Origin of the sequence: Pseudomonas asplenii, assembly GCF_001293465.1 — a bacterium.
Taxonomy (GTDB): domain Bacteria; phylum Pseudomonadota; class Gammaproteobacteria; order Pseudomonadales; family Pseudomonadaceae; genus Aquipseudomonas; species Aquipseudomonas fuscovaginae_B.
The window spans coordinates 14,106-26,901 of the sequence record NZ_JSYZ01000015.1 but is presented as its reverse complement, the minus strand read 5'-3'; the positions used below and the strand labels follow the sequence as shown (position 1 = coordinate 26,901).

At 65.6% G+C, this 12,796-nt stretch carries 8 protein-coding genes; all 8 read right to left on the bottom strand.

All coding sequences use genetic code 11. From position 1 onward, the window contains the following. Positions 1-40: 40 nt before the first annotated feature. The 8 genes from yccS to betA all read right to left on the bottom strand — a co-directional run bounded on the left by yccS (position 41) and on the right by betA (position 12,663). The gene (yccS, locus tag PF66_RS18835) at positions 41-2,233 is read right to left on the bottom strand and encodes a YccS family putative transporter (RefSeq protein WP_054059935.1); all 2,193 of its coding nucleotides are present in this window, start codon (positions 2,231-2,233) and stop codon (positions 41-43) included. A gap of 152 nt (positions 2,234-2,385) precedes the next feature. Next, the gene (locus PF66_RS18830) at positions 2,386-3,564 is read right to left on the bottom strand and encodes an NAD(P)/FAD-dependent oxidoreductase (protein WP_054063510.1); all 1,179 of its coding nucleotides are present in this window, start codon (positions 3,562-3,564) and stop codon (positions 2,386-2,388) included. A 129-nt stretch (positions 3,565-3,693) separates the two neighbouring features. Beyond that, positions 3,694-5,031, bottom strand: a complete 1,338-nt coding sequence (dbpA, locus tag PF66_RS18825; RefSeq protein WP_239688056.1) for an ATP-dependent RNA helicase DbpA — start codon at positions 5,029-5,031, stop codon at positions 3,694-3,696. A 276-nt stretch (positions 5,032-5,307) separates the two neighbouring features. After that, on the bottom strand, positions 5,308-6,738 hold the full coding sequence (gene mdtD / locus PF66_RS18820; protein WP_054059937.1) for a multidrug transporter subunit MdtD: 1,431 nt from the start codon (positions 6,736-6,738) through the stop codon (positions 5,308-5,310). A 34-nt stretch (positions 6,739-6,772) separates the two neighbouring features. Next, the gene (locus PF66_RS18815; RefSeq protein WP_054059938.1) at positions 6,773-7,651 is read right to left on the bottom strand and encodes an alpha/beta fold hydrolase; all 879 of its coding nucleotides are present in this window, start codon (positions 7,649-7,651) and stop codon (positions 6,773-6,775) included. 295 nt (positions 7,652-7,946) lie between these two features. Beyond that, positions 7,947-9,269: a TldD/PmbA family protein gene (locus PF66_RS18810; RefSeq protein WP_054063626.1), complete on the bottom strand. Its 1,323-nt coding sequence runs from the start codon at positions 9,267-9,269 to the stop codon at positions 7,947-7,949. Between the two features lie 2 nt (positions 9,270-9,271). Next, on the bottom strand, positions 9,272-10,714 hold the full coding sequence (locus tag PF66_RS18805; RefSeq protein WP_054063509.1) for a TldD/PmbA family protein: 1,443 nt from the start codon (positions 10,712-10,714) through the stop codon (positions 9,272-9,274). Positions 10,715-10,959: 245 nt separating this feature from the next. Continuing rightward, positions 10,960-12,663 (bottom strand): choline dehydrogenase, encoded by a 1,704-nt coding sequence (betA, locus tag PF66_RS18800; RefSeq protein WP_054060908.1) that lies wholly within the window; start codon positions 12,661-12,663, stop codon positions 10,960-10,962. Between the last annotated feature and the right edge of the window lie 133 nt (positions 12,664-12,796).

Genomic DNA, 12,796 nt, shown 5'->3' with positions numbered 1-12,796 from the left:
GAAAGCTTCGCGGGCAAGCCCCGCGAAGCGGTTGGCGGCTTTACACCGGCGCCTGTTCTTCCGCCCCCTTGATCAGGTGCGCCGCCAGCGTGCGCAATGGCCCCAACTGCCGGCAGATCAGCGCCAGCTGGGTCTGGACCAGACGCTGGATTTCGTCGATTTCTTCCGGCATCTGTTCCAGTTCGTTGGCCAGGGCTTCTTCAGCGTCGCTCTGGACTTCGATGGGCGTCTTGTTCGCCAGGCCGATGGCGATCTGCTCGATGCTGTTGGCCAGCGTGGCGCCGGCGCCATTGATCAGGTGTTCGCGGGCCTCCGCCGGCAACGGGTTCTCGCGGTGCGCGCCGAGCCCCGAGAGGTAGCTGAGCAGGGTGTGCGACAGCACCAGGAAGCGGAAGCCGACGTCGGCCTCCTTGCGGAAGTGCCCCGGCTCCATCAGCATGTTCGCCAGCGTGGTCGACAGCGCCGCATCGGCGTTGTGGGCGTTGCGACGGGCCAGGCGGTAGGCCAGGTCATCGCTCTTGCCCTGGCCGTACTGCTGCATCACCTGGCGCAGGTACAGACTGTTGCAGGTCAGGGTATTGGCCAGCACCTTGTTCAGGCGTCGCCCCTGCCAGTCCGGCAGGAACAGGAACACCGCCAGGCCGGCGATCAGGCTGCCCAGCAGGGTATCGAACAGGCGTGGCAGGAACAGCCCGTAGCCGTCACCCACCTGGTTGAAGCAGAACAGCACCATCAGGGTCATGGCGGCCGTCGCCAGGGTGTAGCGGGTGGTGCGGTTGATGAAGAACACCAGGCCGGCGGCGATGGTGAAGAACGCCTGGATCAGCGGGCTGGGGAACAGGTCGAACAGGGCCCAGGCCGCGGTCAGGCCGAAGGCGGTACCGATGATCCGCTGGCCGAGCTTGCGCCGCGTGGCGCCGTAGTTCGGCTGGCAGACGAACAGGGTGGTGAGAATGATCCAGTAGCCCTGGGACGGGTGCACCAGGTGCACCATGCCGTAGCCGACGCTCAAGGCCAGCGGCAGGCGCAAGGCATGGCGGAACAGCAGCGAGGTCGGCGTCAGTTGGGTACGCAGGCGCGTCAGCACGTCCTTGAAGTTGCGGGGCGAGCGGTCCAGCAGGCTGCTGTCGCTGGCGTCGGCCAGGCTGTCGGGATTGCTCGCGGCGCTGAGCAGGCGGTCGAGGGTGCTGAGGTTGGCGGCCAGTGCCCGCAGCGAGCGCAGCAGCCCGCGCCAGGCCGGATTGCTCTGGATGCGCAGATGCTCCATCGAGGCATGCAGGTCCGCCAGGGCCTCGGCGAAGCTGGCGTCATAGACGAACGGCTGGCGCAACTGGATCGAGGCCGCCAGTTCCCGGCAGGCCTTGCCCTGCTGGCGCAGCAGGCGCTGGCAGCGGAACAGCACGTCGCTGTGGAAAAAGGCTTCGGCCAGGGCGTTGTACGGGTAGTGCGAGGAACTGGCGCGTTCGTGGATATCCTGGGCGAGGAAATACAGCTTCAGGTAGCGGCTGACCTTCGAGCCCGGCCGGCCGTTGCCGACCCGATGCAGGATGATTTCCTTGGCGGTGTTCAGCGCCGCGACCACCCGGCCGTTCTGCTGGGCCAGTTCCAGGCGCCGGGCTTCCACGTCCAGCTGGCGGATCGGTTCGAACAGCGATGACTTGAGCTTGAGGTAGTAGCCCAGCTCGCGAAACAGCTTGGCCAGGCTCTGCTGTACCGGCTGGTTGGAGAACATCGCCTGCCACAGCACCGAAAGCACGCCGTACCAGGCGGCGCCGGCCACCAGCAGCAGAGGCTCGTGCCAGAGGTTGGTGACTTCACCGCCGCGCTGGTCCACGCCGATCATGGTGTAGACCGAGAGAATCAGGGTGGCCGAAGCGATCGCGCCATAACGTTCACCCAGCGCCCCGAGCATGGTCAGGGCAAAGGCCGCCAGGGCCATGGCCACCACGAATACCCAGGGGTAGGGGAACAGCAGCTCGACCGAGAAGGCCGCCACGCTGAAACAGACCAGGGTCACCGCCAGGGCATTGAGGCGCCCCTGCCAGCTGTCATCGGTCTCGGCCAGGGCGCAGGCGATGACCCCGAGGAACAGTGGGATCAGCAGCTTCATTTCGTTCTGGAACCAGCACAGCGCCATGATGCCGCTCAGTGCGATGAATACCCGAACGCTATAACTGAATTTGTCCAGCGCCCAGAGGCGGCGCAGGGACTGGTTGAACGAGGTCGATGCCATGAAGGTGTGAGAGCCTGCCAAGCGGTTGATCTGTATTAGCTTATAGACGGGTGGCGGTGCAATGGCGCCACATGCAAACAAAGCAAAATCTGTTCCGGTGGGTGGCGCTCCGCTGGCTGGCGATCGGTGTCAGCGCCATCTGCCGCAACGCCTCAGACGAACTGTGCCGCTGCATACCCCGAAGCCCACGCCCACTGGAAGTTGAACCCACCCAGGTGGCCGCTGACGTCCAGTACCTCACCGACGAAATACAGCCCCGGGCTCTTCAGCGATTCCATGGTCTTGGACGACACCTCGCGGGTGTCGACCCCGCCCAGGGTGACCTCGGCCGTACGATAACCCTCGGTTCCCGCCGGAATCACCTGCCAGTCGCCGAGCTTGCCGGCCACCTCGGCCAGCTCCGCCGGGGTGTACTGCTTCATCGGCCTGGACACGAACCAGTGTTCGGCCAGCAGGTTGGCCATTTTCCTGGTGAAGATTTCGCCCAGCAGAGTCTTGAGTTCACTGTTGGGCCGCTCGGCCTGCTGCTGTTGCAGCCACTGCAGGGCATCGTGGTCCGGCAGCAGGTTGATATGCACCGTGTCGCCTGGCTGCCAGAACGAGGACACCTGCAGGATCGCCGGGCCGCTGAGGCCGCGGTGGGTGAACAGGATGTTTTCCCGGAAACCCTGGTCGTTGCAGCTCACCAGGCAATCGACCGAGGTCCCCGACAGTTCCGTGCACAGCGCCTTGAGTTGATCGGTAATGGTGAACGGCACCAGCCCTGCGCGGGTCGGTAACACCTGGTGGCCGAACTGCCGGGCGACCTGGTAGCCGAAACCGGTGGCGCCGAGGGTCGGGATCGACAGCCCGCCGGTGGCGATCACCAGCGACTGGCAGGTGACCGGGCCAAGGGTGGTTTGCAGCAGGTAACCGCTGTCCAGCTTTTCGATGTGTTCGATGGAAGTGTCCAGGTGCAGTTCGACGCCGGCCTGGTCGCATTCGTCCAGCAGTATGCCGAGGATGTCGCTGGACTTGTTGTCGCAGAACAGCTGGCCGAGCTTCTTCTCGTGGTAGGGAACGCCGTGCTTGGCGACCATTGCGATGAAGTCCCACTGGGTGTAGCGGGCCAGCGCCGACTTGCAGAAATGCGGGTTCTGCGAAAGGAAGTTGCCCGGTTCGGTGTACAGGTTGGTGAAGTTGCAGCGCCCGCCACCGGACATCAGGATCTTCTTCCCGGCCTTGTTGGCATGGTCGAGCAGCAGCACCTGGCGCCCACGGGCAGCGGCGGTAAAGGCACACATCAGGCCGGCGGCACCGGCGCCGATGATCACAACTTCAGTAGAGCGCACAGCGCTGTCCTCACTCGGTTTCTGTTGGGGTGGAGCCGGTCCCTGGCCTTAGTGGGCGCGGGCTTGCCCGCGAATGGGCCAGTCAGCCTGGCCGGGGTCGTCGGCCCCCACAGATGGACCTGGCGGCTATCAGAGAATCCGCACGCGCAGCGAACGGCCCTTGATCTTGCCGCTGTTCAGGCGCTGCAGGGCCTGCTTGGCGATACCGCGTTCCACCGCCACATAGGCCTGGAAATCGAAAATCGCGATCTTGCCGACCTGGGCCCCGGGAATCCCGGCGTCGCCGGTCAGGGCGCCGAGGATGTCGCCCGGACGTACCTTGTCCTTGCGCCCGGCGGCGATGCACAGGGTGCTCATGGCCGGCAGCAGAGGGCCGCCGCCCTTGGCCTTGAGACTGTCGAGCTGTTCCCAGAGCAGCGGGGCCTTCTGCAATTCCTCGATCGCCCGCGCCCGATGGGCATCGGCCGGGGCCACCAGGCTTACCGCGATGCCCTTCTCGCCGGCACGGCCGGTGCGGCCGACGCGGTGGATGTGAATCTCCGGGTCACGGGCCAGCTCGACGTTGATCACCATGTCCAGGGCATCGATATCCAGGCCGCGGGCAGCGACGTCGGTGGCCACCAGCACCGAGGTACTGCGGTTGGCGAACATCGCCAGGACCTGGTCTCGGTCGCGCTGCTCCAGGTCGCCGTGCAGGCCGACGGCGCAGATGCCCTTGGCACTGAGCAGGTCGACGGTTTCCTGCACCTGTTGCTTGGTGAAGCAGAACGCCACGCACGATTGCGGACGATAGTGGTGGAGCACCTTCACCACCGCCTCCAGGCGTTCCTGCGGCGCCACTTCGAAGAAGCGCTGCTCGATCTGGCTGTCGGTGTGGAGGGTCTCGACCTTGACCTGCTGCGGGTCGCGCATGAACTTGGCTGCCAACTGCTTGATGCCGGCCGGGTAGGTGGCCGAGAACAGCAGGGTCTGCCGGCGCTCCGGGGTCTGGGCGATGATCGCCTCGATGGCGTCGTGAAAGCCCATGTCGAGCATGCGGTCGGCTTCGTCGAGCACCAGGGTGTTGAGCCCGCGCAAGACCAGCGTGCCCTTGTCCAGGTGCTGCTGGATGCGCCCCGGAGTGCCGACGATGATGTGCGCGCCGTGCTCCAGCGAGGCGATCTGCGGGCCGAAAGGCACGCCGCCGCACAGGGTCAGCACCTTGATGTTGTCTTCGGCACGGGCCAGGCGGCGGATTTCCTTGGCGACCTGGTCGGCCAACTCGCGGGTCGGGCAGATCACCAGCGCCTGGCAGCCGAAGAACCGCGGGTTGATCGGGTTCAGCAGGCCGATGCCGAAGGCGGCGGTCTTGCCGCTGCCGGTCTTGGCCTGGGCGATCAGGTCCATGCCCTTGAGCATCACCGGCAGGCTCTGTGCCTGGATCGGCGTCATCTGGGCATAACCGAGGGATTCCAGGTTAGCCAGCATGGCGGCGGACAGGGGCAGCGAGTTGAAAGCGGTGGCGATGGTGGTCACGGGACGGGCCTGCAAGAAAAAATGCCGCGTAGTGTATCAGTCTCGCCCCGGCAATCCGTAATTTCTGGACGAAAAGTAGTCAGATATCCTCATCCTTATCTGTGGACCTGCACCATATCGGCGGGATGCAAGTCGTGGGCATCGGATTCACCCGCGAACAGGTCCTCAAGATCGCCCCCTGGACCGCCCTGGGGAGGTGTGCGCTCCCCTAGGCAGCGAGCTCCTGGCTCAGTGCTCGATATGCTGCTCCCGCACCACCCGCGCCCGGCGTCCGTCCTGGGGCGAGAGTTGCAGGAAGATCGCCGCCGCCAGCATCGCCATGATGCCCACGGTGAGGAAGGTCAGCTGGAAGGCGCCGAGCACCGTTTCCACGCCATCGTTGCCGATCGCCGCGGTAAAGCCGCCGAGCAGCGCACCGGCGCAGGCCACGCCGAGGCTCAGTGACAGTTGCGCCACCACCGACAGCAGGCTGTTGCCGCTGCTGGCCGCCTTGTCGTCAAGATCGATCAGGGTCACGGTGTTCATCGCGGTGAACTGCAGCGAGTTGATCGCCCCGGCCACCGCCAGCATGCCCAGCAGCAGTGGATAGGGCGTGTGTTCGGTGACCAGCCCCAGGGCGGCGAGCATGATGCCCAGGGCCAGGGTGTTGCCGGTGAGGACGATGCGATAACCCAGGCGCTCGATCAGAGGACGGGCGATCGACTTGGCGAACATCGCCGCCGCGGCCAGCGGCAGCATGCTCATCCCGGCCTGGGACGGCGAGTAGCCCAGCGCCACCTGCAGCAGCAACGGCACCAGGAACGGCAGGGCGCCGCTGCCCAGGCGGGCGAACAGGTTGCCGAGGATGCCCACGGCGAAGGTCCGGGTCTTGAACAGCGACGGCGCGAACAACGGATTGTCGACATGCCCGGCGCGCAGCCAGTAGGCCGCCAGGCAGGCCAGGCCGGCGAACAGCAGCAACATCACCCGCAGATGCGGCAGTTGCAGTTCGCCCAGGCCTTCCATGGCGATGGTGATCAGCAGCATCGCCGCGCCGAACAGCAGGAAACCGAGGCTGTCGAAACGGGTGCGTTCGCTGCCGCGCAGGTCGGGAATGAACTTCCACACCGCATAGCAGCCGATCAGCCCCACTGGCAGGTTGATCAGGAAGATCCAGTGCCAGGTCAGGAACTGCACCATCCAGCCGCCCATGGTCGGGCCGATCAACGGGCCGAGCAGACCGGGAATGGTGATGAAGCCCATGATCCGCACCAGCTCCGAGCGCGGGTAGGCGCGCAGCACCACCAGCCGGCCCACCGGCAGCATCAGCGAGCCGCCCAGGCCCTGGATCACCCGGGCGCCGACCAGCATGTTCAGCGAGCTCGACAGCGCGCACAGCAGCGAACCGATGCTGAACAGCAGGATGGCGCTGAAGAACACCCGCCGGGTGCCGAAGCGATCGGAAATCCAGCCCGAGGCCGGGATCAGCAACGCCACGGTGAGCATGTAGGCGATCACCACGCCCTGCATGCGCAGCGGGTTCTCCGCCAGGTCGCGGGCCATGGCGGGCAGGGCGGTGTTGAGGATCGTCCCGTCGAGGGACTGCATGAAGAAGGCAATGGCTACCACCCAGGGCAGCCAGCGAGCGGTCGTTGCGTCCAGCGGGGCACGGTCGGGCATGGAACGGCTCTTCGTTGGCAGGCGATGGACCGGATTATGCCTGATCGGTTTGCACTTGAGCGCTGTGCCGAAGCCCTATTTGCTCCTTCTTCAACAGGAAACCGAGCAGTGCCCGGTGCACGTTGTCGGCGGCCACCCGTGACTCCAGGTCGAGCAGGTGGCCGGTGTCCTCGGCCACCGAAAAACTGCAATGGGGAATATGCCGCTGGAACTGTCGGGCGCCTTCGGCAGGGGTGTAGATGTCCTTGGCACCGTTGAGAAAGTGCACCGGCGTGCGGATATCGGAGAGCGTCTTCAGGTAGTTGCCGTCACCCAGTTGCAGCACCTGGTCGATATGGAAGCGCGCCTGGCGGTATTCGGTGCTGGCCATGTTGGCGAGGTGCTGGTGGTTGGTGGTCTTGAGGCGAGGCGGGAGGAAGTGGCCGACGGTGTCATTGAGCAGGTGGCCGATGGCGGACTTGTCGTCGACCTGGATCAGCTCGTGCACTCGCTGCACATAGGCCAGCATCGGCGGGTTGAGGTCGGGGGCCAGGGCCATGATCACCGAGCTCTCGATGGTCGGCGGATTCCTGGCCAGGGCCAGCAGGCTGGAGATCCCGCCCCAGGACGCCGACACCAGGTGGTTGACCGCGAAGCGCTCGATCAGCGCCAGGAGTATCTGCACCTCGTCGTCCTTGGTCACCAGGCCAGGGTCGGGGTTGTGGGCCTGCGAGCGGCCGGCGAAGGGCAGGTCGAACAGCAGCACGTTGAAATGTTCGGCCAGGCACTTGCTGGTGCGGGTGAAGGAGGAGGTGGTGGACAGGGCGCCGTTGACCATCAGCACGGTGTTGCGGCACGGGTCATCGCCGATGCGTTCGACGTGGATGTTGAAATGTCTGAACAGATTGTTGATGACGAAGCTTCCGTGATTCATATCAAACTCCAGCAAAACACTTTCGAGAGAGGAAAGAGGCGTGGCATTGAGTAACGAAATCGGGGGTGAAGCCTGATGGATCCATGATCGGGAGACGAGCGAGGTGCTGGCTTTTTAATGCCGTGTCGGATGAAGGGGTATGTATAGCGCGCCCGTGCTGGCGGGACAACAGTCTGAATGGATAGGTGTGCGGGTGTTTCCGCCAGGGATGCCAGGGGGCTTGCGGGGGCATTGTGGGAGCGGGCTTGCCCGCGAAGCTTTTTGCAGCTTGCGGGCACCCCGCCCCCATGGCTTCTTAGAGTGTGAGGGTCAGCTTGCCGATCAGTGCACCGGGCAGCAGGTTGGAAGAGGTCTGCCGCTGTTCATAGGTGCTGGCCGACAGCAGCAGTTCGCGCTCGGTGGTCAGGGCCAGCAGCTCGCTGCCCAGCAGGCTGTAGACACTGTCATCGAAGCGCATGGTGCTGACCGGTGCCTGGATCTCGCCGTTCTCCACCCAGAAGGTGGCGAAGCGGGTCATGCCGGTCATGCGCGCCGCCGACTGGTCCGAATAGTTCAGGTACCACAGGTTGCCGATATACAGGCCGGTGTCCAGCGCCTTGAGAATATCCGCCTGCGCCAGCTGGCCGCCGCGCATCTCCAGCGCGCTGGGGTACTCGCCGCCGCCCGCGCCGTTGGCGGTCAGGCCATACTCGGCGGCGCTGCGCGAACTGACCATGCGCTCGTTGGCCGAACCGCTGGCCACCAGCGACAGGTCGCTGCGTGGATAACCTTCGCTGGAGAAGGCCGGGCTCAGCGAGCCGCTGACCTGCTCGTCCAGCCAGACCTGTGGATGGAACGACGCCTCGCCGGCATACAGCTTCTGCAACGGACTGTACTTGCTGGCGATGGCCTGGGCCGAGAAGCCGCCCCAGCAGAGCATGCCCATGATCTCTTCCAGCGCCGCCGGTGCCAGGTAGGCGCGGTACTGGCCGGGAGCGAGGGTGCGTAGCGGTCGGCCGAGGAACGCCAGTTGTTCGCGGGCCTGCTGGAAGCGCCGGGCGAAGCTTTCGCTGTCCCAGCGTTCGCCGGCATAGCTGGCCTTCACCGCCTGGCCGTTGTCGTGGAACAGGCTCCAGTCGAAGTTGAAGCTGTTGGCCTGGTGCCAGCCGAACGCTCCGTCCGAACTGGCGAAGCCACGGCTGATCGGGCCGGCGGCATAGAAACCGACCAGGTCCAGGCCAGCCGCGGCGGTGCTGATCTCTTCCAGTACCTGGGCACTGTCGGGCAACGGCTGCTGCTGCACGCTGCGGCTTTGCCAGGCGGTGTGATTGAGCAGCAGATAGGGATCGGCCGGTAGCAACGGCAGGGTCTCGCGCAATTGCTGCAGGCCGTCGGCGAGACGCTGGCGATCCTGTTGCGCCTCACCGCAGAGGGTGATCTGCAGGTCCGCGTGGCGCCCCCCGTCGATCAGCTTGAGGCTCAGACTGGCCTGCTGGACCTGGCCGGCCTGGCGCACCCGGCCGTGGTTGAAGCGAATGAACTCGGACGACTCGGCGGCATAGCCGAGGGTGAACTGTTCCGTGGCCCGCAGGTTCGCCTGCAACCCGTCCAGCAGCGCCTGGAAATGAGTGGAGTCCATCATCAGGCATCTCCTCCGAAGACATCGACTTGGCTGAATACGCAGGCCGGCGAGGCGTGGCCGACGCGGATCACCTGGTTGGGCTCGCCCTTGCCGCAGTTCGGCGTACCGAGGACCTTGAAGGTGCCGGCATCGCCGACCGCGCTGAGGTTGCGCCAGAACTGTGCGGAAATCCCCCGGTAGTTGGGGTTCTTGACCACGCCCTTGAGTTCACCGTTCTCGATCAACTGGCCCCATTCGCAGCCGAACTGGAACTTGTTGCGGGCATCGTCGATGGACCACGAACGGTTGGTCGACATCAGGATGCCGTGCTCGATACCGCCGACCAGTTGCTCGAACGAGCGGTCGCCCGGCTCGATGTTGAGGTTCGCCATGCGATCGATCGGTGGCCGGTTCCAGCTGCAGGCGCGGCTGTTGGCGACGCCATCGAGGTTGGCGCGGAACTGCGACAGTGCGCCACCCAGCGGCCGCAGCAGCAGGCCTTCGCGGATCAGGAACTGCTTGCGGGCGGCGCTGCCGTCGTCGTCATGGGCATAGCTGGCCAACTGCTCGGGAATCTCCGGGTCGAAGGTCACGTTGAGCAGGCTGGAACCGTATTGCAGGTGGCCGAAGTCGCTGGCCCGGACGAAGCTGGTGCCGGCGTAGTTGCGCTCGTCGCCGAGGATGCGGTCCAGTTCCAGCGGGTGGCCGATGGACTCGTGGATCTGCAGGATCATCTGGTCCGGGGTCAGCAGCAGGTCACGCGGGCCGGATGGCGTGTTGGGGGCCAGCAGCAGTTGCAGGGCCTGGTCGGCGACCCGTGCGCCGGCGCCGATCAGCCCCGAACGGCCGAGCACCTCGGCGCCACCCTGCTGGCCGAAGTTCTCGCGGCCGAGGGTGCGGGTCTGGCTGTCCATGCCGTCGAAGGCGGTGACGCTCAGACCCGGAAAGACGAAACGCTGGGCCTGGCGCAGTTCGGCGCCGGCGCTGTTGAGGTAGATCTGCTCGACGTGGTTCACGCCGAGGCTGACTTCCCAGTTCACCAGGCGCTCGTCCCGGGGCACGGCCGCGGACTCGGCGGCGAGCAGGTCGTAGCAGTCGCTCAGCGACGGGAACGCCTGGTCGAGCTGCGGCGAACGGTAGTCGCCACGCTCGCTGGATACGGCCTGCTGGCGCAGGTCGAGCAGGGCACGGGCGCCGATCAGCCGCGCCTGGTCCTCGGCCCGTTGCAGCGCGGCCTGCAGGCCCTGGCGGGAGAGATCGTTGGTGGCGGCATAGGCTTCGACACCATTGACCCGTACGGTCAGCATCGCGCCTTCGTCACGGCTCAGGCTGGGGGGCTCCGGAACGTTCTTGCGCACCGACAGGTATTGGCCGGTCTGGCGCACGTAGCGCAGCGAAAAGAATTCGGCCCCGGTGCGCAAGGCGGCGAAGTGCTGCTTGAGCTGGGGGTGGAAATCGAACATGAGGACACCTCCCTGGAAATGTCGGTGAGGGGCGCTTGGCGCCAGTACCGTCATAGTGCGGCGTCAGGCGCGCGCAATCCAGTCGGAGAAACAAAATGTCGGGGAGAGATCTGATGGCAGAGGGCATGATGGTTCCCACGCTCTGGCGTGGGAACCCAGCCCGTGACGCTCTGCGTCACAAGAGCGGATGCCGGGCGTCCAGGGAGGCATTCCCACGCAGAGCGTGGGAATGATCAAGGCGCCACTTACTTCGCGGGATGGCTCACTTCACGCAGCGGCTTGCCACGCACCGGTGCCTCGCCCGCGACGTAATAGGGAGCCGTGCTGCGCGGCAGTGGCTGGCGGCCACGGATCTTGTCGGCGATTTTTTCGGCGATCATGATCGTCGGCGCGTTCAGGTTGCCGGTGGTGATGATCGGCATGATCGACGCGTCGACCACCCGCAGGCCCTGCATGCCATGCACGCGGCCCTGGCCGTCGACCACCGCCATTTCGTCGGTGCCCATCTTGCACGAGCAGGACGGGTGGAACGCGGTCTCGGCGTGTTCGCGGATGAACTTGTCGAGTTCCTCGTCGGTCTGCACCTCGATCCCCGGGCTCAGCTCGCGGCCACGGTAGGCGTCCAGTGCCGGCTGCGCCATGATCTCGCGCGTCAGGCGGATGCCGTCGCGGAATTCCTGCCAGTCCTGCTCGGTGGCCATGTAGTTGAACAGGATGCTCGGGTGCTGGCGCGGGTCCTTGGACTTGAGCTGCACGCGGCCACGGCTCGGCGAACGCATCGAGCCCATGTGCGCCTGGAAGCCGTGTTCCTTCACGCCGTTGCTGCCGTTGTAGTTGATGGCGACCGGCAGGAAGTGGTACTGGATGTTCGGCCATTCGAATTCCGGACGGGTGCGAATGAAACCGCCGGCCTCGAACTGGTTGCTGGCGCCGATGCCGGTGCCATTGAACAGCCACTCGGCACCGATGGCCGGCTGGTTCCACCACAGCAGTGAGGGGTACAGCGACACCGGCTGCGTGCAGGCGTACTGCAGGTACAGCTCGAGGTGGTCCTGCAGGTTCTCGCCGACGCCCGGCAGGTCATGCACCACCGGGATGTCCAGGCTTTCGAGCAGCTTGCGCGGGCCGACGCCGGAACGCTGCAGCAGTTGGGGCGAGGCGATCGCGCCGCTGCAGACAATGACTTCCTTGCGCGCACGGGCTTCGACGCGCTCTTCGGCCGAACCCACCAGGTAACGCACACCGATGGCACGCTTGCCTTCGAACAGCACCTTGTCGGTCAGGGCGTGGGTGACGATGGTCAGGGTCGAACGCTTCTTGGCGATATCCAGGTAGCCGCGGGCGGTGCTGGAGCGACGGCCGTTCGGCGTCACGGTACGGTCCATCGGACCGAAGCCTTCCTGCTGGTAGCCGTTGAGGTCTTCAGTGCGCGGGTAGCCGGCCTGCACGCCGGCCTCGACCATGGCGTGGAACAGCGGATTGTTGCCGGCCTTGGGCGTGGTCACCCGCACCGGGCCTTCGCCGCCATGGTAGTCGTTGGGGCCGATGTCACGGGTTTCCGCCTTGCGGAAGTACGGCAGGCAGTCCAGGTAGCTCCAGTCTTCCAGGCCTGGCAGCTTGGCCCAGCCGTCGTAGTCCATGGCGTTGCCGCGGATGTAGCACATGCCGTTGATCAGCGAGGAACCGCCCAGACCCTTGCCGCGGCCACATTCCATGCGGCGGCCGTCCATGTGCGGCTCCGGGTCGGTCTCGTAGGCCCAGTTGTAGCGCCGGCCCTGCAGCGGGAAGGCCAGGGCGGCGGGCATCTGGGTGCGGAAGTCGAAGCGGTAGTCGGGGCCGCCGGCTTCGAGCAGCAGCACGGTGACGCCTGCGTCTTCGGTCAGGCGGGTGGCCAGGGTGTTACCGGCCGAGCCGGCACCGACGATGATGTAATCGTATTCTTGGGACATGAAATGCACTCCCTCTCTTGAAGTGGGTCGGGGCAGGCCATGGCGAGTGCGTTGCACTCGTTCGCGGGCGAGCCACGCTCCTGCAGGGGGCGTACACATGACAGGAGTACGCCGGGACCCTGTAGGAGCAGGG

Coding starts and splice junctions, on each gene's coding strand:
- mdtD (WP_054059937.1), bottom strand. CDS start 6,738: ATGCCCGACCGTGCCCCGCTGGACGCAACGACCGCTCGCTGGCTGCCC.
- betA (WP_054060908.1), bottom strand. CDS start 12,663: ATGTCCCAAGAATACGATTACATCATCGTCGGTGCCGGCTCGGCCGGT.
- dbpA (WP_239688056.1), bottom strand. CDS start 5,031: ATGCTGGCTAACCTGGAATCCCTCGGTTATGCCCAGATGACGCCGATC.
- PF66_RS18805 (WP_054063509.1), bottom strand. CDS start 10,714: ATGTTCGATTTCCACCCCCAGCTCAAGCAGCACTTCGCCGCCTTGCGC.
- yccS (WP_054059935.1), bottom strand. CDS start 2,233: ATGGCATCGACCTCGTTCAACCAGTCCCTGCGCCGCCTCTGGGCGCTG.
- PF66_RS18810 (WP_054063626.1), bottom strand. CDS start 9,269: ATGGACTCCACTCATTTCCAGGCGCTGCTGGACGGGTTGCAGGCGAAC.
- PF66_RS18815 (WP_054059938.1), bottom strand. CDS start 7,651: ATGAATCACGGAAGCTTCGTCATCAACAATCTGTTCAGACATTTCAAC.